This window comes from Actinomadura decatromicini (assembly GCF_008121305.1).
GTDB classification, from domain to species: Bacteria; Actinomycetota; Actinomycetes; order Streptosporangiales; family Streptosporangiaceae; genus Spirillospora; species Spirillospora syzygii.
The window spans coordinates 437,810-461,009 of the sequence record NZ_VSRQ01000002.1; the positions used below are offsets into that span (position 1 = coordinate 437,810).

Here is a 23,200-nt window from a genome sequence, read left to right on the forward strand (position 1 = left end):
CTTTCGACGGTTAGCGCCACCCGAGGCGAGGGTCGGCGATGACCAGGAGGCCGGGCAGGACGAGGAGGGCGGCGGCGATCGGCCAGAGCCACTTCCCGCCGAACGGCCATATCCGCACGAGGAAGTAGTTGGCGATTCCGGAGATCGCCGCGAATGCGATCAGGAACAGGCCCGCGTACGTGAAGGGGAGCAGGAGCCCCTCGTCGAAGGTGGGGTCGCGGTGCCCGTAACCGAGGTCCGCGACGACCGTGTTCTTCAGCACGTACCAGGTGATGCCGATCGGATATATGCCGATGTATCCGAGAAGGAGATTCGCGCCCAGGACCGCCGTGAGCACGACGGCGTAGTGGGACGGGCGGCGGCCAGGACGCAAGGCGAACGTCCCCTCTCGGATCATTTTTCCCGCAAGGGCTTGTTGAAGCTTTCGAACACCCGGTAGAGCCCGAGCCGCTTCTGCCCCTCCGCTTCGGCGTCCGGACCCGATCCCTGGTAGCGGACCAGTACTCGGAGCGTGTTGGCATCACTGTAATCAAGGCTCGGACGCGGCGCGCCGACGTCGTGGGCGCCCCAGATGTGCACGTGCGGGACGACGCCGACATTGAACTCGGGCTCGGTGTTGAGTTTCTGCCAGATCTGCCAGAGGTCGGCCTCCTTGGCAGGGTTCAGTTTCGGCACGTTCAGGATGCCGAGGTCGACGGAGTAGTTCCGCGCCGCGATGGCGGTCGCCGCGAAGATCTGGCCCAGCCCGGTGCTTCCGTCGATCTTGTTGCCGATGCCGTGCTGGTAGTGCTGGCGGACCAGTTCGTCGGACACGATGTCGAGGTCCGAATAGTGCCTGATCTCCCAGAGGAGCGGAACCTGGATCAGCGACTTGCGCATTCTCAGGGCGCGGGCCAGATTGGTGATGAGCCGGTCGTAGGCCATGAGTATGCGGAACGACTCCTCCGTGGAGTACGGCTGGCCGGTGCCGGATTCCTCGATCCCGATCGTCGAGAAGTAGTGCCTGATGTCGGAGAGCAGCGTGCCGAGGTACTGGGAGTCGAAGGGAACGTCGAGTGCCTCGGATATGCCGGGCGGGGCGACGCTGCTCTGCCCCTGGTCGCGGCCGGAGGCGATGTCGTTGTCGATCTCGATGCGCCGGTCGCCGGAGCCGACGACCACCGTGGCGATCTGGTCGAAGGCCCAGTCCTCGGGCATGGGGTAGCCGAGGTTGCCGCTGAACCCGGTCGACATGTCCGAGACGAAGCTGGCCGAGGTCAGACCCTCACCGCCGACCCGGCTGCACACGTTCCGGGGCCCGTAGATTCCGATCTTGTAACCGCCGCCGTACTCGTCGATGGACTGCTTGATCCCCCGGAAGTGTGGGATGATGTTGCTCGTGACATCGGCGTCGATCGCGTCGTAGTCCACGGCGAAATAGATGCGCGTTCCCGGCTTGAAACCGTGGTGCCGGGCCCACACGATGGCGTCGAAACCGTCCGCGGCGCCCTGCTTGAAATTGAAGTAGGAGACCGCGCCGCCGTAGGTCTGGTAGATCGGGAAGACCCGGAGCCCGTGGCCGAGGATCGTGGTCAGCTCGAAGGGCTGGATCATCTTGTTCAGCGTGGTGCCCGCGACATTGCACAGGTAGCGGCCGACGATCTGGTATCCCGCGTCCTTCAGTGCGAGAGCGCGCGGAGTGTCGACCTCGGTGACGCAGTCGAACGCCGTTCCCTTCCGGGTCGAGTCGCCGGTGGAGACCAGCAGGGACGCCCAGGTCTGGAAGTCGCCCTTGCCGGTGACCGGGAGCTTGACGAATTCCTGGAACGCCGAGGCCGCGCTCGCGAGGGCGCCGCCGAAGGAATCGGTGAACGTCACCCCGTCCCGGCGGTTGAAGATCATCGCCGCGCTGAAGAGGTTCACCCATACCCCGGTCGATCCCGTGGAAAGGGTGTTCTGCTTCAAGCCGTCCTTCGTCGCCGGGCCGAAGACCCCGTTGGCGACGTCGTCGCTCATCCCGAGCTCGTACTGGATGACGAACATCAGGGCCTTTTGGACGTCCCGCGAGAAGTGTCCGTCGCACGGGATGACGAAGTAGTTCCGGCGGTTGATGTAGCGGGCGTTCATCCAGCGCTGGATGGAACGCACCGTGCCGGATCCGCCGCTGATGACGACGTAGGCGTCCATGTTGAGCACGCCTTTGAAGACCTTGGGCGTGGTCGCGTCGCCGGGATAGGCGTCCCCGACTCCCATGTCGGCCTTGAGCTTGGTGACGGCCGCGGACACGCGGTCGTTGTAGACGCCGTCGATCTCACCGCCGTCGTACCCCTTGCAGTACAGGCCCGACTGCAGGATCCGGATGATGTTCGCGGGCGGGACCGAGCTGCGGCTGATGGTCGGCCATTTCGCCTGGAGGGTGCTCAGCGTGGTGGGGCCGAAACTGTCGGAGAGGGAGGTGAGTCCCAGTTCGTGTTGCAGGCATCGCGTGAGGGCGTACATCGTCGACCAGCCGGTGACGCCGTCCTCGTCGACGTGTGGAATACCTGGCACGCCGCTGTAGACGGTGTTGATGAAGCGCTGGGCTCTGCGGACCATGTCATCGGCCATCTCGATACTCCTCCTGGAATATTGCCGAGGGCTTCCGGGGAACTGACTGGTACTGCGCGCCTAGCGGGGTGCACACCTAGAAAGCAGGCGGGTGTTTCGCTGGCGAGGGGACGGGCGCCCGACGCCGGCTCCGGCGCGGCCGCCTCATCTCTGGCGCGGCGGCGGCCACGACGGTGGTCTAGGGGACGGTGTCGGCCGGCGGCCCCGTCAGAGACGCGGCGTTTCCGACCTGGACGCGGAGGAGCTTCTGGACGCCGCGGATCACCTCGCCGTGGGCTTTGATCTGGCGAAGCTCGTAGGCCGAGATCAGCGCCTGCAACACTCCGGAGAAGTTCACTTCGGCGCGGCAGCGCTCATCGGTGGTCGCGGTCGTCAACTCGGCGGCGCCGGGCTTGTGGCGTTCTCCGTTCTCGTTCGCGTCCGCCCAGCGGGGATCGCCCTCTGCCGAGTCCGGGGAGTCGTAGTTCAGGCCGGACCTCGCCATACAGGCGCTCCATTTTCCGAGCAGCGCCCGGAATCTGCGGTCGGAGCGCGCCTGGAAGTTGGCCCGGATCTGGAAGTACTCGATTCCCTGTTCCGGCTGGACGCTCGGGTCTTCGGGATCCACCCGGACGCGCGGCGCACCCAAGTTGATCTTCTGTTTGAGGGCGGCATAGCATCCGCCGGGCGGAACGGGAACACCGTTGAGGCTCTTGACGCTCCCCTCGAAAACCGGCATCTGGTCCGGTGGGACGATGAAACCCCGTCTGCCGTTCCGGGAAGCGGCGGCGAGGTCGGCGTTGAATCCGGGCGGCCCCTGGTATCCGTACCGGCCGACCTCCTGGATCGGAATCCAGGACAGGAGCGTCGCGTTTCTCGGGTACTTCGGGACGTGCGCGCTCGGCACCGGAAAGGTGAATCCATACCGTTTCATGCAGGCCCGGAGAAAAAGACCGGAAGCGCGCTCGATCCGGACGGATTCCTCCATTGAGGGTTTGTACGCGTCCAAAGGCAGCGACAACTGGGAACCGGCCCGGGGAGTCGGGACCGGCCCCAGCGGAGGCTCTCCGCCGGGGCCGGAACCGGACGAACACGCTGTCAGCCCCGCGATGACGGCCCCCGCGACGACGGCCCCCGTGATGATGCCCGGGGTGGCGGCCGTCCGGACGGGACCGCGATTCATCAGTAGGCGACCGCAGGGCCGTAGAAGACCTCGCTGTTCCGAACGGCCTTGGCCTGGACCCGGTTGGCGTGCGGGTTGTCGACGCCGGGCGTGTAGGCGTCGCAGAGCGTATTGCTGCAACCCGTGTACTGGTAGGCGGACTTTCCGTCGCGCCCGCCGCACTGGTACAGGGTCCCGTTGCCCGCGTTACGCCAGATCAGGGCGATCCCCGAAGTGGCCGACCCCGACTTGTAAAGCTTGGCCCAGGCGTACCAGACGCCGTTGACCTTCCTGTCGTTCACCTGCATGTACGCGGTGTTGTTGATCTTGGCGCGGGTGCCGGACACCAGGTGGTTGCCGCTTCCGGGATTCTTCAGCCACGAACCGCACCACAGCGGCGCGGCGGAAGCCGGCGCGGCCAGTGCGGTCATTCCACCGGCGACCGTGCCGACCGCCACCACCGCGGCGCCGATCCTGCGCGAATTCACGCTGCCCAATGAGAACACGAGCCCCCTCCTCGCTAAGAGATCATCTCGCTGGTGATCATGACTAACCGCGTTCCGGTTGGTCAAGCGACTATTTCGGAGGCGCTTCGGTGATCTTCCGCGATGCCGGAATGTGTGGTAGCTCGAACGCGCCCGGAAATCGCGGCCGCCACCTGCTGAAAAGCCGAAGCCCCCGCGCGCCGCGGAGCGGTGGCGGGGGCCGCTATGGAGTCGGCGGCTGTCCGGAAATGGTCAGCCGTTACCTCAGCGTGGCCAGCCCGTCCCGGGCGGACCGTTGTCGTGGCCCTTCTTACCGCTGCTCACATAAAGGATGACAGTGGTGCCCGACGGGACTTCGGTGCCCGCGCCCGGGGATGTGGACACGACCGTCCCTCTCGGCTTGTCCGAGGGGACGGACCCCGACGCCACCCGCACCTCAAGGCCGGCGCCGGTGAGCGCGGTCTTGGCGGCGGCGATCGTCGCGCCCTCCAGCTTCGGGACGCGGACGGTGTCGCCGAAGCTCTGGGACGGGGTGTTGAAGTTCGGCGCGGGCTTGCCGGAGAGGGCGCCGCGCATGCTCTGCGACCAGATCGTCAACGGCTGGTCGGCGCCGAACACGCCGTACACCTTGTAGCGGTAGGGGCCGCGGAAGTCCCAGTAGGCGGCGGCCGCCGCGAGGTTCGGGGTGTGCCCGGCGAAGACCGCGCAGGAGTGCTCCTCACAGGTGCCGGTCTTGCCCGCGGCGGGCCTGCCGATGCCGCCGATCCGCCGCGCGGTGCCCTTGGTGAGGACGCCCTGAAGGATCGAGTTCACCTTGTCGGCGACGTCGGAGTTCAGCGCCTGGCGGCACTCGTGCTTGGGCAGCTTGAGCTTCTTGCCCTGGGCGTCGACGACCTCGGTGACCGAGACGGGCTCGCAGTACTTCCCGCGCGCGGCGAAACCGGCGTACGCGGCGGCGAGGTGCACCATGTCGATCTCGTTGGTGCCGAGGACCTGGGAGGGCACCTGGAACAGCGGACGGCCGTCCGCCCGCTTCATGCCGAACTTCTCGGCCATCTTCACCGCGTTGCACAGCCCGACCCGCTTCTCGAGCTGGGCGTAGAACGTGTTGACCGAGTGCCAGGTGCCGGTCTTGAGGTTGTAGCCGCCCGCTTCGGCCGGGTCGGCGTTCGTTGGGCTCCAGGGCGCCGTCCCGTCGCCCTTGCAGGTGGTGAGCCCGGCCACCGTCGTGCTGTTGCCCGAGTTGATCGACGTGCTGACCGGGACGCCCTGGCTCAGCGCGGCGGCGAGCGTGAAGACCTTGAAGGTCGAGCCCGCCGACACCCCGCTGCCCCCGCCGTGCGCGGCGTCGGCCGGCAGGTTGATGGTCGTCCGGCCCTTGCCCGGCCCGAACCGCTTGCTCACGCCCATCGCGCGGATGCCGCCGCTGCCGGGCTCGACCATCGCCTCGACGCCGACGCGGCTGCCGCCGGGGGCGACCGTCTGGCGGAGCGACCGGTCGACGGCCCGCTGGTCCTGCATGTCGAGCGTGGTGCGGATTGTGTAACCGCCGCGGTTGAGGTCGTTGACGTACCGCTGCTGCTGCTTCGGCTTGAGCTGCCAGTACTTGCCGTCCGACAGGATGTTGAGCATGTCGTACTTCACGTACTCGCAGAAGTACGGCACCTTGCTGGACTCGCAGCCGCCGACCGGGTCGGTGCGGTTGAGCTGGATCGGCTTCGCGGCCTCCGCGTCGGCCTGCTGCTTGGTGATGTGGCGGAGCTGCGCCATCCGGTAGAGGACGGTGTCGCGCCGCTTCCGCGCGTCGTTGGGGTTGCGGATGGGGTCGTAGGCCGTCGGGTTCTGCGTGATGCCCGCGAGCAGCGCCGCCTGCCCCAGGCTGAGCTGGGACGCGGGGACGCTGAAGTACCGCTTGGCCGCCGCCTGCACGCCGTAGGCGCCCGCGCCGAAGTAGGCGATGTTCAGGTAGCCCTCAAGGATCTGGTCCTTGCTGTAGCGCTGTTCGAGGTCGAGCGCGTAGCGCAGCTCGCGGAGCTTGCGGCCGACCGTCGTCGCGGTGGCGTCGCGGTACTCCTCCTGCGTCCGGGCCGCGTCGACGAGCAGGTTCTTGACGTACTGCTGCGTGAGCGTGGACCCGCCCTGCGTCTGCTCCGACTCGACGTTGGACGCCAGCGCGCGGATCGTGCCCTTCAGGTCGAGGGCGCCGTGCTGGTAGAAGCGCGAGTCCTCGATGTCGATCATCGCGGTGCGCATGATGGGCGCGACCTGGTCGAGCCGGACCGATTCCCGGTACTTGTCGAAGAACGTGGCGATCTGCTTGCCGCTCGCGTCGTACATCACCGTCTTCTCGGACGGCGGCGTCGTCTTGAGGTGGCTGTCCATGTCCTCGAAGTTGTTCGCGGCGTCGCGGGCCGTCAGGCCGGCGCTGCCGACGCCGGGCAACGCGATGAACGCGACAAGGACCCCCGCCAGTACCCCCGCTCCGAGCAGCCTGAAGAGCGTGGACGCAGCCTTGACCCGATCAGTGTTCGCAACCCGCACGGGGTCTAGAGTACGCGGGACGAGCTGTGCATTCGGGACAGGTCTCCCGAGGTCGAACGTACCGCCCTCCGGCTGGCGGGGACGTACGTCCGTTATGCCCTCATGATGACAACCCGAGCCGTGTCTGGCGCGTCAACTACAGGTAACTAGTCCGTTCCGGCGGTATGGCCCTGGTGGGCTATATCGAGAATGGGCCCATCGGGGGCTGTTGAATCGTCCCTCGCTTCCGTAAGTTCTTCCCCACGGCTTTCGTTTGGCGGCCTGACGTCCGCGCCCGTCCGGCCAAGGAGCGCAAATCGACACAGACCCTAGGGGAGTGGGGCCAAGATGTGGATCACGGATTGGACCGCCCGCGCCGCCTGCCGTAACGCGGATCCGGACGCCCTGTTCGTGCAGGGTGCGGCGCAGAACCGGGCCAAGATGATCTGCCGCGGTTGTCCGGTGCGCACGGAGTGCCTCGCCGACGCCCTCGACAACCGGATCGAATTCGGCGTCTGGGGCGGCATGACGGAGCGGGAGAGGCGCGCGTTGTTGCGTCGGCGGCCGGACGTGCGATCGTGGCGCGATCTGCTGGAGACCGCCAAGGAGGAGTACGAGCGGTCGGTCGAGGTCGAAGAGCAGGAACTCGTCGCCAGTTGAGGCTGCGGCTCGATCAATAAAGCGTGGCTTCGGGCCCGCACCGTTTTGGTGCGGGCCCACAGCCGCGTCCGCCCGGTGGCTCATTACGGGTGGGCGCGGGTCACCGTCCGGCCGATGGTTTTTGCTGCCCGGACGAGGATTGATGAAGAATCCTCGCTTTCAGCGGGCCGACTTGTCGGGTTTGTGTAATTCGGTGATCGAACCCGCGCCAGTCCGCCGCGCCCGCGCCGCGCACTGTTCCAGCCAGTGAAATGAGTCGGCGACACCTTGCTCGGGGCACGCTTTGCCCACGGTTCGCGGTGGCGCCCACGATGAAGCCGAGCCGGGCGACCGCTGGTCAGGCGGCGGCGGACGGTGGCGTGCTGGGGGCGGCGGCCAGGTCCTCGCCCACCCAGCGCAGGCCCTCCAGGTCGTGGACGTCCTCGGGCTGCGCCGGGACAGCCGTGACGGGCACCGTCGGGTGCGTGGACGCGAAATGGTCGCGGAGCCGCTCCTCGCGGGCGGCGAGCTGCATGCGGTCGGTGTGCATGCGGAGCAGCGCTGCGGTGAGCTTGTGCTCCCCGCGCTCCTCCAGGGTCTCGGCCGCGGCCTGGCTCCGGGCCGCGGACAGGACGTCCGCCCCCGGCTCGTGCACCCGGTTCACGACCAGCCCGGCGAGCGGCATGCGCTCCTCCGCGAGCCGTTCGACGAAGTAGGACGCCTCGCGCAGCGCGTCCGGCTCGGGCGCGGCGACGACGAGGAACGCGGTGCCGGGCGTCTGGAGGAGCTGGAACGTCTTCTCCGCCCGCTCCCGGAACCCGCCGAACATCGTGTCGAACGCGGCGACGAACGTCTGCACGTCCCGCAGGAGCTGGACGCCGAGCACCTTGTTGATCACGCCGGTGAACATGCCGAACCCGGCGCTGATCACCTTGACGCCGAACCGGCCGCCGGTCTTCGCCGGGGCGGCGAGGATCTTCATGAAGCGGCCGTCGAGGAAGCGGCCCATGCGCTCGGGGGCGTCCAGGAAGTCGAGCGCGTTCCGGGACGGCGGGGTGTCCACGACGATCAGGTCCCAGGCGCCGGAGCGGTGCAGCTGGCCGAGCTTCTCCATCGCCATGTACTCCTGCGTCCCCGACAGGCTGGACGACAGCGACTGGTAGAAGGGGTTCGCCAGGATCTGCTTCGCCCGGTCGGGGTCGGCGTGCGCCTCGACGATCTCGTCGAACGTCCGCTTCATGTCGAGCATCATGGCGTGCAGCTCGCCGTCGCCCTCGACCTCGATCCTGCGCGGGTTGTTGTCCAGCTCGGACAGGCCCATCGACTGGGCGAGGCGGCGGGCCGGGTCGACGGTGAGGACGACCACGTCGCGGCCCCGCTCGGCGGCGCGCAGCCCGAGCGCGGCGGCCGTCGTCGTCTTGCCGACGCCGCCGGACCCGCAGCACACGATGATCTTCGTGCGGGGGTCGTCGAGCAGCGCGTCCACGTCGAGCGCGGGCGGGGTCTTGCCGGTCGGGCTCATCCGTTCACCTCTGCCGGTTCACATTCATGCGGCGGGGACTGTGGGGGACGACCCTCCACACGCCCCGCGCGACCTCGCTGCGCTCGGTCATGCGGCGCCCTGGGCGCGGAGGGCGGCGGCCAGGTCGTAGAGGCCCGCGAGGTCCATGCCGTCCGAGAGCAGGGGGAGCGTGTAGCGGGGGTGGTCGATCGACTCCAGGCGCTCCTTCTCGCGGCGCTGGAGGGCGGTGCGGCGGGCGTGGTCGGCGGCCTCGGCGGCGAGCACGGCGGCGATCGACTCGGCGTCGTGCTCCAGCCCGGCGGCCTTCACGCCGCGGACGATCTCGTCCAGGTCGAGGGCCCCGGCGGCAGCGGCGGCGAGGTCGTCCTCGGCGAGGACGGGCGGGTGCTCCATGTTCACGATGACGCCGCCGATGGGGAGGCCGACCTCGGTGAGGTCGCGGATGCCGTCCATGGTCTCCTGGACGGGCATCTCCTCCAGCAGCGTGACGAAGTGAACGGCCGTCTCAGGGCTGCGCAGGACCTTCATGACGGTGTCGGCGTGGTTGCGGACGGGCCCCATCTTCGCCAGCCCGGACACCTCGTCGTTCACGTTGAGGAACTTCGTGATCCGTCCGGTGGGCGGGGCGTCCATGACCACGGCGTCGTAGATGAACGAGCCGTCCCGCCTCTTGCGGCGCACGGACTCGCTCGTCTTGCCGGTGAGGATCACGTCGCGCAGGCCGGGCGCGATGGTAGTGACGAAGTCGACGATGCCGAGCTTGGTCATCGCCTTCCCGGCGCGCTTCAGGTTGTAGAACATCTCGAGGTACTCGATGAGCGCCTCTTCGGTGTCGACCGCGAGGGCGTAGACGTCGCCGCCGTCCGGGGCGACCGCGACGCGGCGCTCCCCGTAGGGCAGCGGCGGGCAGTCGAAGAGCTGGGCGATGCCCTGCCGCCCCTCGACCTCGACGAGCAGGACCTTGCGTCCTCCGGCGGCCAGGGCGAGCGCCAGCGCGGCCGCGACGGTGGTCTTGCCCGTCCCGCCCTTCCCGGTTACCACATGGAGGCGTACGCCGTCCCAGTCGGTGTCTCTCGCGCTCACCCGATCGACCATATCGTCCACCCGACGGACACTTCAGACCGCGCCCGCCCCTCTGCAAGTGATCCCTGACACGGTTCGTTCAAGATCGTTCGCTTGGACGTTGTACTTCGGCTTGCCCGCGCGGTTAGCTGGAAAACGTGAACCGCCCTGCGGGAGGTTCCGACTGGATTCCACGGGTCCAGGCAGAGTCGGGGCGGGGGACGCTCCCCGGCCCGCCGTCCACGCGAGAAAGGTGCCCGTGATGGAAGCGGTGGCTCTAGTCATATTGCTGGTGGTCGTCGTCGGAGCGCTGATCGTCCTGACGTCGTCGATCCGCGTCGTGCAGCAGTTCGAGCACGGCATCGTGTTCCGGTTCGGCCAGGTGCAGCGCGGCGGCGAGCTCCGCCGGGGCGCGGTCCGGATGCCCGGCATCACGGCGATCGTCCCGATCGTCGAGCGGATGCAGAAGGTCAGCCGGCAGACGGTCACGATGGGCGTCCCGGCCCAGGACGGCATCACCCAGGACAACGTGAGCGTCCGCGTCGACGCCGTCGTCTACTTCCGCGTGATCGACCCGGTGAAGGCGATCGTGAACGTCCAGAACTACGGGTACGCGGTGTCCCAGGTGGCGCAGACGTCGCTGCGGTCGGTCATCGGCCAGGCCGACATGCAGGAGCTGCTCGGCGAGCGCGAGAAGATCAACGCCCGGCTCCGCACGATCATCGACGAGATCACCGAGGGGCCGTGGGGCATCCTGATCGAGCGCGTCGAGATCAAGGACGTGTCGCTGCCGGAGGGCATGAAGCGGTCGATGGCCCGGCAGGCGGAGGCGGAGCGGGAGCGGCGCGCGCGGATCATCACCGCGGACGGCGAGTTCCAGGCGTCCAAGCGGCTCGCCGCGGCGGCGGAGATCATGTCGCAGGACCCGGCGGCCCTGCAGCTCCGCCTGCTCCAGACGGTCGTCGAGGTGTCCGCGGAGAAGAACAGCACGCTGGTCATGCCGCTGCCGGTCGAGATCCTGCGGTTCTTCGACAAGGTCGCGGGCGGCTCTCCCGCGAGCGGCTCCGGCGGCGGCAAGGGCACGCCCGACCTCGGGGAGCGGCTCGCCAAGGCCGAGCAGGAGCTGGCCCGCGCCGCCGAGACGCCCTCGACGCTGGAGTCGGCCGAGGACGTCCCGCCGGTCATCGGACTGGACGAGCCGAAGCCGCACCGCGACTCCGGCGAGCCGCGCGGCATCACCGGTGGCGGCGAATCGGAGCAGCCGCCGCAGAGCTGAACGCCCGCCCCCGGGCTCAGGGGACGAGGACCAGGCGGCCGCGCAGACCGCCCGCCGCCAGGCGCTCGTGCGCCTTGGCGGCCTCGTCCAGGGAGAGCGCGTCCGCGACGCGGAGGGTCAGATCCCCGGCCTCCGCGAGGTCGGAGAGCTGCCCCAGCCGGGCGCCGTCGGCGCGGACCCACACGTTGCGGACGGTGATCCCGCGCAGCGGCGGCGGTGTGACCGGCCCCCCGTTGACCGCGGCGAACGTCCCGCCGCTCCGGACGGCGTCGAGCGCCCGGACGCCGAGCAGCGCCGTGTCGAGCGCCCCGTCCGCGCCGCCGGGGACGAGCGCCCGGACCGCGTCCCCGAGATGCGCGCCGCGCGGCACGAACAGCTCCGCGCCGAGCCTCCGGACGAGCGCCTCGTCCGTCGCCGACGCCGCCCCGACGACCCGCAGCCCGCGCCGCGCGGCGAGCTCGACCGCGTAGCCGCCGACCGCCCCCGCGGCGCCGGTGACCAGCAGCGTCCCGCCCGCCGGGAGGTCGAGCAGGTCGAGCGCCTGGAGCGCGGTCAGGCCGTTCAGCGGGATCGTCGCCGCCTCCACGGCCGGGACCGAGCGGGGCGCGCGGGCGACGGAGGCCGCGTCCAGGACGACCGCCTCCGCGTACGTCCCGACCGGCACGTCGAGCCGGTCCCGGACGCCGATGACCTGGTCGCCCTCGGCGAAGCCGGTCACGTCCTCGCCGACCGCGTCGACGGTTCCGGCGACGTCCCAGCCGATGCCGGTGTGCTCCCGCTCGCCGATCGGCGGCATCAGTCCCGCGTCGGCCAGCACGCCCGAGCGGGTGGCGGCGTCGACGGGGTTGACCGCGGCGGCCGCCACCTTGATCCGTACCTGGCCCGGCCCGGGGACGGGCGCCGGGACGTCGGCGACCTCCAGCGCCGCCGGCCCGCCGGGCGCCCTGACGATGATCGCGCGCATGCCGAAACTCCTTGCCTGGAAGGGGATTTCGCGGGGAGAACCCCCGCATCGCCCACCTTCGCCGGAACAGCGGCGGGCCGGAAGGAGTTACCTCCGAGTGCGTTCGGCACCCGGAGGTGAGCCCGTGACGACGATGACGGCGGCGCAGCGCCGCGAGCGGGAGAAGGCGGAGTTCGACGCCTACATGGAGGCGTGCCCGACGCACCAGCTCGTCGGCATCCTCGGCAACAAGTGGAGCGCGATGATCCTCGGCCGCCTGGCGGGCGGCACGCGCCGGTACGCCGAGCTCGCCCGGACGATGCCGGGAGTCAGCGCCAAGATGCTCACGCAGACCCTCCGCTCCCTTGAGCGGGACGGGCTCGTCTCCCGCTCGGTCACGCCGTCCGTCCCGGTGCAGGTCGAGTACACGCTCACGCTGCTGGGCGAGCGGATCATCCCGCTCGTCACCGCGATGCACCGGTGGGCCGACCACAACATCGACGAGATCCACGCGGCCCGCGCGCGGTACGACGCGGCGACCCCCGCCTCCTAGGGCCACGCGCCGCCCCCTAGCACGATGCGGAGGGGCCCTGCCATAAGCTCGCCGCATGACCAAGTGGGAGTACGCGACCGTGCCGCTGCTGGTGCACGCGACCAAGCAGATCCTCGACAACTGGGGCCAGGACGGGTGGGAGCTCGTGACCGTCCTGCCGGGGCCGAACCCGGAGAACCTCGTGGCCTACTTCAAGCGCGAAGTCCAGTCGTAGAGCCGCGTCCAGTCGTAGAGCCCCATCGAGGAGGAGTGGTCATGAGCACGCCAGAGGAGCGCCTGCGGGAGCTGGGGATCGAGCTGCCGGACGTCGTCCCGCCGGTCGCGTCGTACGTCCCGACGGCCCGGACGGGCTCGCTCGTCTACACGTCCGGGCAGGTCCCGGTGGTGAAGGGCGAGGTGCACGTCACCGGCAAGGTCGGCGCCGAGGTGGACGCCGACGAGGCCGCCGGGCAGGCCCGGATCTGCGCGCTGAACGCGATCGCGGCGCTGAAGGCCGAGGTCGGCGAGCTGTCCCGGGTCCGGCGGATCGTCAAGGTCGTCGGGTTCGTCGCCAGCGCGCCGGACTTCTCCGGCCAGCCCCAGGTGGTCAACGGGGCGAGCGACCTGCTGGTCGAGGTGTTCGGGGACGCGGGCAGGCACGCGCGCAGCGCGGTCGGCGTCGCCGCCCTGCCGCTGAACGTGCCCGTCGAGGTCGAGCTGATCGCGGAGGTCGACTGAGCGCGGGGCGGTCGGGCTCGCCGGTCTCGACGGACTCGACGGACTTGACGGAATGGCGTTCGGTATGTCCGAATGGGCCCGCCATGAGAACCACGAGCCCGTCGAGACGACGGTGACCGGCTTCAAGCTCCCCGCGTCGTTCCGCGCCCGCTTCGAGGAGCTGCGGTCCGGCCGCGCCGAGATCGCCCCCGCGCGGCACGCGGCCACGGTCGCCGTCCTGCGCGACCACGACCGGCACGGGCTGCAGGTGTTCCTGATGCGCCGCGTCCGGTCGATGGCGTTCGCGCCCGGCGCGTACGTGTTCCCGGGCGGCGCGGTCGACCCGCGCGACGGGGACGCGGCGCTCGCCTGGTCGGGCCCGCCGCCCGCCGAGTGGGGGACGGCGTTCGGCGCGGACGAGACGCTGGCCCGCGAGCTGGTCTGCGCGGCGGTCCGGGAGACGTTCGAGGAGACGCTCGTCCTGCTCGCCGGGCCGACCGCCGGGACCGTCGTGGACGACACCCGCGGCGACGCCTGGGAGGCCGACCGGCTCGCCCTGCTGGACCGTTCCCTGTCGTTCGGCGAGTTCCTCGACCGGCGCGGGCTCGTCCTGCGCGCGGACCTGCTCCGCCCGTGGGCGCACTGGGTCACCCCGCGGATCGAGCCGAAGCGCTACGACACCCGGTTCTTCGTGGCCGCGATGCCGGACGGCCAGCGCGCCAGGGACGTCAGCACCGAGGCCGACCGGGTGGCGTGGGTGCGCCCGGCGGAGGCCGCCGAGCGGGGCGCGTCCGGCGAGTGGCCGATGCTGCCGCCGACGATCGCGACGCTCGCCGAGCTGGCCGAGTTCGGCACGGTCGCGGACGTGCTGGCGGCGCGGCGGGAGATCGCCCCGGTGGAGCCGACCGCGAAGATCGTCGACGGCGACGTGTACCTCGTCCTCCCCGAGGCCCTGCCCGAACCCCTGCCCGAAGCCCTCTCCGAAGACGCCGCGCGGGAGTAGCCGGGATGGGTGCCCGCCGGACGCCGCTGAGCCAGGCCGTGATGTGGCGGCTCGCCGGGACGTCCGTGCTGCGCCGCCTGGACGGGCTGGGCTGGAACCCGGTCGATCACCCCGATCGCGCCTCGGGCAGGATGGGTGATATGACGGAGATCGACGGGATGGGCACCGAACGCGCCACCTGCGTGCTCGCGCAGAACCCGTCCGCCATGACCCTGGACGGCACCAACACCTGGATCATCGCCGAGTCCGGATCCGACGCGGCCGTCGTCGTCGACCCAGGCCCGAAGGACGGCAAGCACCTCAGGCGCGTCCTGCGGACCGTCGAGGAGCAGGGGCGGCGGGTGGGGCTCGTCCTGCTGACGCACGGCCACCCCGACCACTCCGCGGGCGCGGGGAAGTTCGCGGCGATGGCCGGGGGCTCCGTCAAGGTGCGGGCGCTCGACCCGAGGCACCGGCTGGGCGACGAGGGCCTCGGCGAGGGCGACGTGATCACCACGGGCGGCCTGGAGCTGCGGGTCATGGAGACGCCCGGCCACAGCGACGACTCGCTGACGTTCTGGCTCCCGGCGGACGGCGCCGTGCTGACCGGCGACACCGTCCTCGGATACGGGACGACCGTCCTGGAAGGGAAGCTGGGCGACTACCTGAGCTCGCTCGACCGGCTCCGGAAGTTCTCCGCGAGCGTCGAGGCGGCGACGATCCTGCCGGGTCACGGGCCCAGGCTGGACGATCCGATCGCCGTCCTGGACCACTACATCGACCATCGCCGGGAGCGGCTCGCGCAGGTCGAGGCGGCCGTGGCGGCGGGGGCGCGGACCGCCCGCGAGGTCGTGGAACGTGTGTACGCGGACGTCGACAAGGCGCTGTGGCCGGCCGCCGAGTGGTCCGTGCAGTCCCAGCTCGACTATCTGAACGAGCGGTGAGCGGGGCGGCCCGCACCACGCCGTGCGGGCCTGTCGGTCAAGGGGTCGAAGCGTCGGGTCGGAGCGTCGGGCCGGAGGATCACTTGGAGCGCTTGCGGAGGCGCTCGATGTCGAGGATGACGACGGCCCGCGCCTCGATGCGCAGCCAGTTCCGCTGGGCGAAGTCGGCGAGCGCCTTGTTGACCGTCTCCCGGGACGCGCCGACGAGCTGCGCCAGCTCCTCCTGGGTGAGGTCGTGGTGGACGTGCAGCCCCGCCTCCGACGGCTGGCCGAACCGCTCGGCGAGGTCGAGCAGCGCCTTCGCGACGCGCCCGGGGACGTCGGTGAACACGAGGTCGGCCATCACGTCGTTGGTCTTGCGCAACCGCTGCGCCAGCGCCCGCAGCAGCTGGACGGCCACCTCGGGGTGCCCGGTCAGCCAGGGCCGCAGGTCGTCGTGGCCGAGCCCGGCGAGGCGGCACTCGGTCACCGCGATCGCGCTCGCGGTGCGCGGCCGCGGGTCGAACAGCGACAGCTCGCCGAACATCTCGCTCGGGCCGAGGACGCTCAGCAGGTTCTCCCGGCCGTCCGGCGCCGTCCGGGTCAGCTTGATCTTGCCTTCCAGGACGACGTACAGCCGGTCGCCGGTCTCGCCCTCGTTGAACAGCGTCTGCCCGCGGGCGAGGCGCACCTCGGTCACGTTGGCGCGCAGCGCCTTGGCGCCCTGCTCGTCGAGGGCCTCGAAGAGCGGGGCTCTGCTCAGAACGTCCACGTCGCGATCGGTCACGCTTCTCCTCCTCGAACACCCGACATGCCTAGTGTGACGTACGTCCCACCGTGTGGTTGAAGGCAGGGTCACGGCGCGCCGACAACGCGGGACCGGTGCGAACGTCCCGGCCAGGGCCGCCGTGGTCCCGTTCGCCCAGTGTACGGACCATCGGGTGAATGCCGTCACACCGGTCTCTTCACCCGTTACCGGACGATCAGCCAGGTCCGCGGGGTGCCCTAGGCTGATCGGATGCCCGAGCCCGCGCCGCGCCGGCTTCCGAGGGGGCGGCACGCGCTGTCCCGGTCGGAGGTGGAGCGGGTGCACCGCGACCGCCTCTGCGCGGCGATGGCGGCGGCGATGGCCGAGAAGGGCTACGTGGGGACGTCCGTCGAGGACGTGCTGAAACGGGCCAGGGTGTCCAGGCAGAGCTTCTACGGGGTGTTCTCGTCCAAGCTCGACTGCTTCATGGCGGCGTTCGACAAGGCCAGTGAGCTGCTCAGACGCCGTCTCGCGGACGCGGCCGGGGGCGGCGGAGACCCGATGGCGCGGTTCGAGCGGGCGTTCGGCGCCTACCTGGAGGCGCTCGCGTCGGAGCCGGGCTACGCGCGCCTGTTCCTGGTCGAGGTGTACGCGGCGGGGCCGGCGGCGGTGCGGCGCCGGTCGGAGATCCAGCACGGCCTGGCCGAGGACCTCGCGGGGCTCATGGGGGTGACCGGGGAGGCGTCCCGGTTCGCCTGCGAGATCGTCACGTCGGCGGTCGGCGCGATGGTGACGCCCGCGGTCGCGGCGGGTGACATGGACGCGGTGCGTGCGGTCGGGCCGCCGGTCGTCGAGCACGTCCGGCTGCTGCTCCGCTCGGGCGTCCTGGACGCCTAGCGCGTGTGGTGATCCTCACTCCGCGAATCCGCTGGTCAGCGCTCTCTTACATGGTCCGGCTGGACGCGCAGCGCGGTGATCACCGTGGCGAGCATCTCGTAGTGCCCGGCGAGCACGGCCAGCTCGACGCACTCGCCCTCGGACAGGTGGGCGCGCAGCCGCGTCCAGGTGCCGTCCGCCAGGTCGCGGTCGGCGTGGAGTTCGTCGACGGCGGCGAGGACCGCCCGCTCGCGCGGGGTCCAGCCGTCGGCGCGGGGACCTTCCTTGAGGCGCTCGACGTCCCGTTCGCGGACGCCCGCGCGGCGCCCGAGGCGGACGTGGTGGTCGAACTCGTACCGGCATCCCCGCAGGTGGGCGACGCGGAGGATGACCAGCTCGGTCTCCCGGCGGGGCAGCGAGCCGCCGGGCATGAGGCGTCCGGCGAACCAGAGCCAGCCGCGGAACAGGCCGCGGCGGCGGGCGAGGGTGCGGAACAGGTTGGGCGGGCCCGTCCCGGCGGCCCGTCCCGCGACCCGGCAGACCAGCCAGTTCACCGTCCCGACCTCGCGGATGCCGCCGGGGGCCACCCGCGGGACGCCGGACGCCGCCGTCACAGGTGAGAATCCGGTTGCGGCGTGGTCAGCTCGACCTGCTCCGCGCGGGCGATCTCCAGGATCCGGCGCAGATCGCGCTGGACGACCCGGTCCACGACCGGCTGCGCGATCATCCGGAACGGCAGCACCCCGCCGACCCACCACGGCGCGACGACGCGCTTCGCGCGCCGGGCGATGCCGCGTTCCAACGCGTCGATGCCGACGTCCAGCGGCGTGACCGCCGAGACGATCCCGCTCAGGCGCCGGGACCCGGTCAGCGCGGACGCGGCCTCCGTGCCGAACCCGCGCCGCGTCATGTCCGTGTCGAGCTCGGCGAAGTACGCGACGCCCGCCTTGGCCCCGTAGGGGCGCAGCTCGGCCCGCAGCGTGTCGCCCAGCGCCTCCACCGCCGCCTTGGACGCGCTGTACGCCCCGAGCAGCGGAGCGTGGACGGCGGCGGCCAGCGACGCCACGGCCAGCGCGTACCCCCGTTCATGGCTGATGTGCGGCCCGGCCGCGCGCAGCGTGTTGTGGACGCCGAGCACGTTCACCCTGAGGCTCTGCTCCAGCACGGACGGGTCGCCGCCGACGACGGGCATCTGCGCCGCCACGCCCGCGTTCGCGACCACGACGTCCAACCCGCCGCCCAGCGCCCTGACGGCGGACTCCACGACCTCGGCGACGCCCTCCCGGTCGGTGACGTCGCACGTCCACCAGGGGGCGGAGCCGCAGCGCGCCGCGACCGGCTCCAGCAGCTCCGGCTCCAGGCCCGTGAGCGCCACCTTCGCGCCGCGCCCGTGCAGCCGGACGGCGAGGGCCGCGCCGATGCCGCGCGCCGCGCCCGTGATCAGCACGCGGCGGCCGGCCAGCGTCGCCGTCCAGCGGGACGAGTCCAGGATCATGCGCGCGACCCTAACACAAACAAACACAATCGTCTTTTTAAGGCTGACGCGCCGACGCGGAGCGGGGACCGGCGGGCGGGGCGAGGCTTTAGGCTGGCCGTCATGGTGACGGAGGCGTCCAAGAAGGCGCGGGCGGGGAAGTGGAAGAACGAGTCCCGGCTGGCGCTGGTGCGGCGGGCCCGCCGGATCGACCGGATCCTCGCCGAGACCTATCCCGACGCGCACTGCGAGCTGAACTTCGCGACCCCGTTCCAGTTGCTCGTCGCGACCGTGCTGTCCGCGCAGACGACCGACATGCGGGTGAACCTGACCACGCCCGCGCTGTTCGCCAAGTACCCGACCCCGGAGGACCTCGCCGCCGCCAACCCCGAGGACGTCGAGGCGATCCTGAAGCCCACCGGGTTCTTCCGAGCCAAGACCAAGTCGGTGATGGGGCTGTCCGTCGCGCTGCGCGACCGGTTCGGCGGGGAGGTCCCAGGGAAGCTGGAAGACCTCGTCACCCTTCCTGGGGTCGGCCGTAAGACGGCCAATGTCGTGCTGGGGAACGCGTTCGACGTCCCCGGAATCACCGTCGACACCCACTTCGGCCGTCTCGCCCGCCGTTTCGGCTGGACGACCGAGGACGACCCCGTGAAGGTCGAACAGGAGATCGGCGAACTGATCCCGCGCAAAGACTGGACGATGCTCTCCCACAGGCTGATCTGGCACGGACGCCGGATCTGCCACGCGCGCCGTCCCGCCTGCGGGGCGTGCCCCGTCGCGCGGCTCTGCCCGTCCTTCGGCGAGGGCCCGACCGACGAGGAGACGGCGCGGAAGCTCGTCAAGCCGGGGCCCTTCTCATGACCGTGTACGCGGTGAGGGGAAGGAACGAGAGCGTTCCAGGGTTGGGATGGAGGTGACCGACATCGCCCCCAGCCCTCCCCCGTGGCTCGAACGGTTCCGGGTCGAAGGCCCCCGGGTGCCGGTGCCGCCGGTGTTCCGGCCCGTCGACGGCGCCCGCGCGGCCGCCGTCCTGATCCTCTTCGGCGAGGGCCCCGACGGCCCGGACGTGCTGCTCACCGAGCGCGCCGCGACCCTCAACAAGCACGCCGGGCAGCCCGCGTTCCCCGGCGGCCGGATCGACCCCGAGGACGACGGCCCGGTCGCGGCGGCGCTGCGCGAGGCGTGGGAGGAGGCGGGCGTCGAACCCGCCGGCGTGGACGTCCTGTGCACGCTGCCGGAGCTGTACCTGCGGCACAGCGAGCACCGGGTCACGCCCGTCGCCGGATGGTGGCGGGAGCCGTCGGAGATCGCGCCCGGCCATCCGGGCGAGGTCGCGATGGTCGCGCGTGTGCCGATAAGGGAGCTGGTCGACCCGGCGAACCGGCTGATGGTCCGGCACCCGTCCGGGCTCCGGCTCGGGCCCGCGTTCCGCGTCCGCGACATGCTCGTGTGGGGGTTCACGGCCGCGCTGCTGACCACGGTGCTGGACGCGGGCGGCTGGAACCGCCCCTGGGACGAGGACCGCGTCGAAGACCTGCCGCCGGAGCGCTGACGCCCTCCCGAACCGGCCCGGCCCGGCGAGGGGCGACTCCTTCGCAGGTCAGCCCGCCGTTGCCCGGCGGGACGGTCGCGCGAGGGCACGCACGTCATCCCCGGCGGCTACCCATCGCACCTGAATCTGGTACAGAGAGGGGACGTTACCGGGGTGCGCGGCACTATACGGTGAAGCGGTGCACGACCACGTTCTCGACCTGATCCTCCTCGTGCTCGTCGTGCTGTTCGGGGTCTCGGGCTACCGGCAGGGCTTCATCGTGAGCCTGCTCAGCTTCGTCGGCTTCGTCGGCGGCGGCGTCGCCGGGGTGCTGATCGCGCCGCCGATCGCCGAGGCCGTGGTGGACGGCGCCGCGCAGCAGGCCCTCCTCGCCATCGTGATCGCGTTCCTCACCGCCACCCTCGGCCAGCTCGTCGCCTCGTCCCTCGGCGCGGTGCTGCGCAACCGGGTGACCGGCATGAACGCCCGCAACGCCGACGCGGTCGGCGGCACCTTCGTCAGCGCGATGTCGCTGCTGGTCGTCGCGTGGTTCTTCGGGAACCTGGTCGCGAACTCCGAGTTCCAGCCCGTCCGGACGCAGGTCAAGGGCTCCTCGATCATCGGCGGCATCAACGACGTGATGCCGCCGCAGGCGCAGACGTGGTTCACCTCGTTCCAGGGGTTCGTGAAGAGCAGCGAGTTCCCGCAGGTCTTCAACGGGCTCGGCGGCGAGTCGGTGGTGCAGGTCCCGCCGCCGGACGAGTCCGTGCTGAACACCCGGGGGCTGCGCGCCGCCAAGGCCAGCATCGTCAAGATCGTCAGCACCGCGCCGCAGTGCCAGCGGCACATCGAGGGCACCGGGTTCATGTTCGCGCCGGACCGCATCATGACGAACGCGCACGTCGTCGCCGGGGTGCGCGGGGCGTCGCTGGTCACGTCCGCCAAGGGCCGGACGGCGCGGGGACGGGTCGTCCTGTACGACCCGAAGCGCGACGTCGCCGTCCTGTACGCGCCCGGCCTGGACGTGCCGCCGCTGAAGTTCGCCGGGGAGGCCCGCGTCCGGGACAGCGCGATCATCGCCGGGTTCCCGCGCAACCAGCCGTTCACGCCCGAGGCCGCCCGGATCCGCGCCCGGCAGACGGCCCGCGGCCCGGACATCTACCACTCCGGCCAGGTCAGCCGCGAGATCTACGCCATCCGCGGCAAGGTCGAGCCGGGCAACTCGGGCGGCCCGCTGCTGTCCACGGACGGCCGGGTCTACGGGGTCATCTTCGCCGCCGCGCTCGACTCGCCGTCGACCGGCTACGCGCTGACGGCGGCGGAGGTCGCCCCCGACATGCGCGCGGGCATCAACGCGACGGAGGCCGTGTCGACACAGAAGTGCTCCGACTGAGCTAGGGCTTGGTCAGGCGGAGTTCGACGGGGTCGTCGTGGGGGTTCGCGGCCAGTTCGCGGGTGTGCTTCACGATGCCCTGGACGTCGATGCCGTGCGGGGGAGCGTCCTCGTACGGGACGAGCCGTTCCGCCGCCCTGGTCAGCAGCGCTTCGGCGCCTCGCGCGTTTCCACGGCGCAGATGGGTCAGCCCCACGGCGACCTGTGCGAGACCTCTCCACAGCTCTCGTTCGCCGTCCGGGGACGCCTTCCAGGCCGCTTCCAGGACCTCGTGCGCGTGGAACGGACGGTCGGCGTCCAAGAGGGCCTGGGCTTCGGCCAAGGCTTCCTCTGGGGGGAGGTCGATGTTGTCCGGCATGGTCGGTATCCCGGTCGCGCCATGCGGAAGCGGACGGCCGTAGGCGTCGCGCGGCCGTGCGTTGCGTGGGCGTCCAGACTCGTCCCGGTCCCGCATGCCTCCACGGTACGCCGGGGGCTCAGCGTTCCGGCTCCGGGTCGGTCAGCCAGCCGAGGAGCTGGGCGTCGAACACGTCCGGACGTTCCTGGTGCGGGAAGTGCCCGGCCCCCTCGATCAGCTTCCAGCGGTAGGGCGCGCTCACGTAGCGGCCCGACCCCTGGGCGCTGCCGGGGAGGGTGCACGTGTCGAGCGCGCCGTGCAACTGGAGCGTCGGCACGCGGATGGGGGCGCGCATGCGGTGCGCGTAGCGGATGCCGTCCGGACGGGCCTGCGACCTGATCAGCCAGCGGTGGTACTCGAGCGCGCTGTGCGCCGCCCCCGGGATCTGCACCGCCCGGCGGACGAGCCGCTCCGTGCGCTCGTCCGGCCAGCCCGGCGCCGACCAGTCGTGCAGGAGCTTCCCGGCGAGCGCCGCGTCGTCGCGGACGAGCCGCCGCTCCGGCCACACCGGCACCTGGAACCCGAACGTGTGCCGCGCCGCCCAGCCCTGCCCGCGCGGGTCGCCCGCGACGGCCTGCCGCAGCCGCAGCGGGTGCGGGGCGCTCACGACCGCGAGCCGCTGGACGACCTTCGGGTGGTAGACGGCCATCGTCCAGGCGAGGAGCCCGCCCCAGTCGTGCCCGGCGACGACGGCGTTGGCCTCGCCGAGCGCCCGGACGAGCCCGGCCGCGTCCCCGGCGAGGCTGATCAGGTCGTAGCCGCGCGGCGGCTTGTCGCTGCCGCCGTAGCCGCGCAGGTCGACGGCGGCGGCGCGGTAGCCCGCGGCGGGCAGCGACACGAGCTGGTTGTGCCACGACCACCAGAACTCGGGGAAGCCGTGCAGCAGCAGCACGAGCGGGCCCTCACCGGCCTCGGCGACGTGGAACCGCGTCCCGCCCGCGCTGATCTGGCGGTGCGTCCACGGTCCGTCCACCTCGACGAGGGACGCGTCGTGCCCGGACATGCCGCCCGTCAGCCCGTCAGCTCGGGGGCGCCCGGATCACCGCGGTGGCGGAGCGCGGACAGGTCGTCCTTCAGCGTCCGCCGGGTCCGCTTCGCCCCGTCGATCTTCCGGATCCGGAGATAGCCGATGAGGATCAGCAGCCCGGCGAGCACCAGGTACACGCCGGCCACGATGAGGAACGCGGCCCAGTGCCAGATGCCGAGCGCCACCAGCCCGTACGCGAGGGAGATCGACAGCAGGATGACGATCAGCCCGCCGATCAGCGCGGCGATCGTGAACATCACGCCGCCGAGCGCCGCCTTCTTGGCGTCGGCCTTGAGCTCCAGCTTGGCCAGGTCCATCTCCGCCCTGACCAGGTTGGAGATGTTGCTGGACGCCAGCGCGACCAGCTCGCCGATGGACCGGTCGTCCCCGGCGCCCTCGCCCGGCAGTTGCTCGGACATATCG

Annotated in this window: 25 protein-coding genes; 11 read left to right on the plus strand and 14 right to left on the minus strand. The window is 71.1% G+C overall.

The window, feature by feature from the left end:
- Nucleotides 1-10: 10 nt before the first annotated feature.
- The 5 genes from FXF68_RS09750 to FXF68_RS09770 form a co-directional block, all read right to left on the minus strand.
- Nucleotides 11-397: a hypothetical protein gene (locus tag FXF68_RS09750; protein WP_148758600.1), complete on the minus strand. Its 387-nt coding sequence runs from the start codon at nt 395-397 to the stop codon at nt 11-13.
- A complete protein-coding gene (locus FXF68_RS09755; RefSeq protein WP_148758601.1) occupies nt 394-2,586 on the minus strand; it encodes a glycoside hydrolase domain-containing protein in 2,193 nt (730 codons plus the stop codon). Before FXF68_RS09755 ends, FXF68_RS09750 begins: the two co-directional genes overlap by 4 nt.
- A 178-nt stretch (nt 2,587-2,764) precedes the next feature.
- The gene (locus FXF68_RS09760; RefSeq protein WP_187437835.1) at nt 2,765-3,499 is read right to left on the minus strand and encodes a hypothetical protein; all 735 of its coding nucleotides are present in this window, start codon (nt 3,497-3,499) and stop codon (nt 2,765-2,767) included.
- 248 nt (nt 3,500-3,747) lie between these two features.
- On the minus strand, nt 3,748-4,215 hold the full coding sequence (locus FXF68_RS09765) for a hypothetical protein (protein WP_148758603.1): 468 nt from the start codon (nt 4,213-4,215) through the stop codon (nt 3,748-3,750).
- 261 nt (nt 4,216-4,476) lie between these two features.
- On the minus strand, nt 4,477-6,753 hold the full coding sequence (locus FXF68_RS09770; RefSeq protein ID WP_148758604.1) for a penicillin-binding protein: 2,277 nt from the start codon (nt 6,751-6,753) through the stop codon (nt 4,477-4,479).
- Nucleotides 6,754-7,080: 327 nt separating this feature from the next.
- Here FXF68_RS09770 and FXF68_RS09775 point away from each other — a divergent pair, with 327 nt between their 5' ends.
- Nucleotides 7,081-7,392, plus strand: a complete 312-nt coding sequence (locus FXF68_RS09775; protein ID WP_067893986.1) for a WhiB family transcriptional regulator — start codon at nt 7,081-7,083, stop codon at nt 7,390-7,392.
- Nucleotides 7,393-7,729: 337 nt separating this feature from the next.
- Here the strand turns inward: FXF68_RS09775 and bagB are convergent, their stop codons facing one another.
- The gene (gene bagB, locus FXF68_RS09780; RefSeq protein WP_148758605.1) at nt 7,730-8,893 is read right to left on the minus strand and encodes an ATPase BagB; all 1,164 of its coding nucleotides are present in this window, start codon (nt 8,891-8,893) and stop codon (nt 7,730-7,732) included.
- A gap of 87 nt (nt 8,894-8,980) precedes the next feature.
- On the minus strand, nt 8,981-9,976 hold the full coding sequence (gene bagA / locus FXF68_RS09785; RefSeq protein WP_148758606.1) for an ATPase BagA: 996 nt from the start codon (nt 9,974-9,976) through the stop codon (nt 8,981-8,983).
- Nucleotides 9,977-10,217: 241 nt separating this feature from the next.
- On the opposite strand from bagA, the gene FXF68_RS09790 reads away from it, so the two are divergent.
- Entirely contained in the window at nt 10,218-11,231 is a 1,014-nt protein-coding gene (locus FXF68_RS09790) for a slipin family protein (RefSeq protein WP_148758607.1), read from the plus strand.
- Nucleotides 11,232-11,247: 16 nt separating this feature from the next.
- Here FXF68_RS09790 and FXF68_RS09795 read toward each other — a convergent pair whose 3' ends face one another.
- The gene (locus FXF68_RS09795) at nt 11,248-12,195 is read right to left on the minus strand and encodes an NADP-dependent oxidoreductase (RefSeq protein WP_148758608.1); all 948 of its coding nucleotides are present in this window, start codon (nt 12,193-12,195) and stop codon (nt 11,248-11,250) included.
- A 133-nt stretch (nt 12,196-12,328) separates the two neighbouring features.
- Here FXF68_RS09795 and FXF68_RS09800 point away from each other — a divergent pair, with 133 nt between their 5' ends.
- The 5 genes from FXF68_RS09800 to FXF68_RS09820 are packed head-to-tail and all read left to right on the plus strand — an operon-like array spanning nt 12,329 to nt 15,349.
- Nucleotides 12,329-12,727, plus strand: coding sequence for a winged helix-turn-helix transcriptional regulator (locus FXF68_RS09800; RefSeq protein WP_246178660.1), 399 nt, complete (start codon nt 12,329-12,331; stop codon nt 12,725-12,727).
- 55 nt (nt 12,728-12,782) lie between these two features.
- Complete coding sequence (gene sp36, locus FXF68_RS09805) at nt 12,783-12,941, plus strand: Sp36 family protein (protein ID WP_131897152.1); 159 nt, start codon at nt 12,783-12,785, stop codon at nt 12,939-12,941.
- Nucleotides 12,942-12,982: 41 nt separating this feature from the next.
- Complete coding sequence (locus FXF68_RS09810) at nt 12,983-13,444, plus strand: RidA family protein (protein WP_148758610.1); 462 nt, start codon at nt 12,983-12,985, stop codon at nt 13,442-13,444.
- A gap of 52 nt (nt 13,445-13,496) precedes the next feature.
- A complete protein-coding gene (locus FXF68_RS09815) occupies nt 13,497-14,426 on the plus strand; it encodes an NUDIX hydrolase (protein ID WP_246178599.1) in 930 nt (309 codons plus the stop codon).
- Nucleotides 14,427-14,431: 5 nt separating this feature from the next.
- Nucleotides 14,432-15,349, plus strand: coding sequence for an MBL fold metallo-hydrolase (locus FXF68_RS09820; protein WP_222869877.1), 918 nt, complete (start codon nt 14,432-14,434; stop codon nt 15,347-15,349).
- A gap of 79 nt (nt 15,350-15,428) precedes the next feature.
- On the opposite strand, the gene FXF68_RS09825 is transcribed toward FXF68_RS09820, so the two are convergent.
- Nucleotides 15,429-16,115: a Crp/Fnr family transcriptional regulator gene (locus FXF68_RS09825; protein ID WP_067483689.1), complete on the minus strand. Its 687-nt coding sequence runs from the start codon at nt 16,113-16,115 to the stop codon at nt 15,429-15,431.
- A gap of 231 nt (nt 16,116-16,346) precedes the next feature.
- Between FXF68_RS09825 and FXF68_RS09830 the strand changes: the two genes are divergently transcribed.
- Nucleotides 16,347-16,973 (plus strand): TetR/AcrR family transcriptional regulator, encoded by a 627-nt coding sequence (locus FXF68_RS09830; RefSeq protein WP_246178600.1) that lies wholly within the window; start codon nt 16,347-16,349, stop codon nt 16,971-16,973.
- Between the two features lie 35 nt (nt 16,974-17,008).
- Here FXF68_RS09830 and FXF68_RS09835 read toward each other — a convergent pair whose 3' ends face one another.
- Both FXF68_RS09835 and FXF68_RS09840 read right to left on the minus strand, forming a co-directional pair.
- Nucleotides 17,009-17,566 (minus strand): carboxymuconolactone decarboxylase family protein, encoded by a 558-nt coding sequence (locus FXF68_RS09835; protein ID WP_148758611.1) that lies wholly within the window; start codon nt 17,564-17,566, stop codon nt 17,009-17,011.
- Nucleotides 17,563-18,447: an SDR family NAD(P)-dependent oxidoreductase gene (locus FXF68_RS09840; RefSeq protein WP_148758612.1), complete on the minus strand. Its 885-nt coding sequence runs from the start codon at nt 18,445-18,447 to the stop codon at nt 17,563-17,565. The genes FXF68_RS09835 and FXF68_RS09840 overlap by 4 nt, the downstream gene beginning before the upstream one ends.
- Nucleotides 18,448-18,549: 102 nt before the next feature.
- On the opposite strand from FXF68_RS09840, the gene nth reads away from it, so the two are divergent.
- The 3 genes from nth (at nt 18,550) to FXF68_RS09855 (ending at nt 21,353) form a co-directional block, all read left to right on the plus strand.
- Complete coding sequence (nth, locus tag FXF68_RS09845) at nt 18,550-19,290, plus strand: endonuclease III (protein WP_148758613.1); 741 nt, start codon at nt 18,550-18,552, stop codon at nt 19,288-19,290.
- 52 nt (nt 19,291-19,342) lie between these two features.
- Complete coding sequence (locus FXF68_RS09850; RefSeq protein ID WP_425458592.1) at nt 19,343-19,981, plus strand: NUDIX hydrolase; 639 nt, start codon at nt 19,343-19,345, stop codon at nt 19,979-19,981.
- Between the two features lie 178 nt (nt 19,982-20,159).
- Nucleotides 20,160-21,353, plus strand: coding sequence for a MarP family serine protease (locus tag FXF68_RS09855; RefSeq protein ID WP_148758615.1), 1,194 nt, complete (start codon nt 20,160-20,162; stop codon nt 21,351-21,353).
- 1 nt (nt 21,354) lies between these two features.
- Here the strand turns inward: FXF68_RS09855 and FXF68_RS09860 are convergent, their stop codons facing one another.
- From FXF68_RS09860 to FXF68_RS09870, 3 genes are all read right to left on the minus strand, one after another.
- Complete coding sequence (locus tag FXF68_RS09860; RefSeq protein ID WP_246178601.1) at nt 21,355-21,711, minus strand: DUF309 domain-containing protein; 357 nt, start codon at nt 21,709-21,711, stop codon at nt 21,355-21,357.
- 118 nt (nt 21,712-21,829) lie between these two features.
- Nucleotides 21,830-22,753 carry an alpha/beta fold hydrolase gene (locus FXF68_RS09865; RefSeq protein ID WP_148758617.1) on the minus strand — a complete coding sequence of 308 codons (924 nt, stop codon included), beginning with the start codon at nt 22,751-22,753 and terminating at the stop codon, nt 21,830-21,832.
- Between the two features lie 8 nt (nt 22,754-22,761).
- Nucleotides 22,762-23,196 (minus strand): phage holin family protein, encoded by a 435-nt coding sequence (locus FXF68_RS09870; RefSeq protein ID WP_148758618.1) that lies wholly within the window; start codon nt 23,194-23,196, stop codon nt 22,762-22,764.
- Between the last annotated feature and the right edge of the window lie 4 nt (nt 23,197-23,200).

Coding starts and splice junctions, on each gene's coding strand:
- FXF68_RS09750 (WP_148758600.1), bottom strand. CDS start 397: ATGATCCGAGAGGGGACGTTCGCCTTGCGTCCTGGCCGCCGCCCGTCC.
- FXF68_RS09755 (WP_148758601.1), bottom strand. CDS start 2,586: ATGGCCGATGACATGGTCCGCAGAGCCCAGCGCTTCATCAACACCGTC.
- FXF68_RS09760 (WP_187437835.1), bottom strand. CDS start 3,499: ATGAAACGGTATGGATTCACCTTTCCGGTGCCGAGCGCGCACGTCCCG.
- FXF68_RS09775 (WP_067893986.1), top strand. CDS start 7,081: ATGTGGATCACGGATTGGACCGCCCGCGCCGCCTGCCGTAACGCGGAT.
- bagB (WP_148758605.1), bottom strand. CDS start 8,893: ATGAGCCCGACCGGCAAGACCCCGCCCGCGCTCGACGTGGACGCGCTG.
- FXF68_RS09790 (WP_148758607.1), top strand. CDS start 10,218: ATGGAAGCGGTGGCTCTAGTCATATTGCTGGTGGTCGTCGTCGGAGCG.
- FXF68_RS09795 (WP_148758608.1), bottom strand. CDS start 12,195: ATGCGCGCGATCATCGTCAGGGCGCCCGGCGGGCCGGCGGCGCTGGAG.
- FXF68_RS09800 (WP_246178660.1), top strand. CDS start 12,329: ATGACGGCGGCGCAGCGCCGCGAGCGGGAGAAGGCGGAGTTCGACGCC.
- sp36 (WP_131897152.1), top strand. CDS start 12,783: ATGACCAAGTGGGAGTACGCGACCGTGCCGCTGCTGGTGCACGCGACC.
- FXF68_RS09810 (WP_148758610.1), top strand. CDS start 12,983: ATGAGCACGCCAGAGGAGCGCCTGCGGGAGCTGGGGATCGAGCTGCCG.
- FXF68_RS09815 (WP_246178599.1), top strand. CDS start 13,497: ATGGCGTTCGGTATGTCCGAATGGGCCCGCCATGAGAACCACGAGCCC.
- FXF68_RS09820 (WP_222869877.1), top strand. CDS start 14,432: ATGGGTGCCCGCCGGACGCCGCTGAGCCAGGCCGTGATGTGGCGGCTC.
- FXF68_RS09830 (WP_246178600.1), top strand. CDS start 16,347: ATGCCCGAGCCCGCGCCGCGCCGGCTTCCGAGGGGGCGGCACGCGCTG.
- FXF68_RS09840 (WP_148758612.1), bottom strand. CDS start 18,447: ATGATCCTGGACTCGTCCCGCTGGACGGCGACGCTGGCCGGCCGCCGC.
- nth (WP_148758613.1), top strand. CDS start 18,550: ATGGTGACGGAGGCGTCCAAGAAGGCGCGGGCGGGGAAGTGGAAGAAC.
- FXF68_RS09860 (WP_246178601.1), bottom strand. CDS start 21,711: ATGCCGGACAACATCGACCTCCCCCCAGAGGAAGCCTTGGCCGAAGCC.
- FXF68_RS09865 (WP_148758617.1), bottom strand. CDS start 22,753: ATGTCCGGGCACGACGCGTCCCTCGTCGAGGTGGACGGACCGTGGACG.
- FXF68_RS09870 (WP_148758618.1), bottom strand. CDS start 23,196: ATGTCCGAGCAACTGCCGGGCGAGGGCGCCGGGGACGACCGGTCCATC.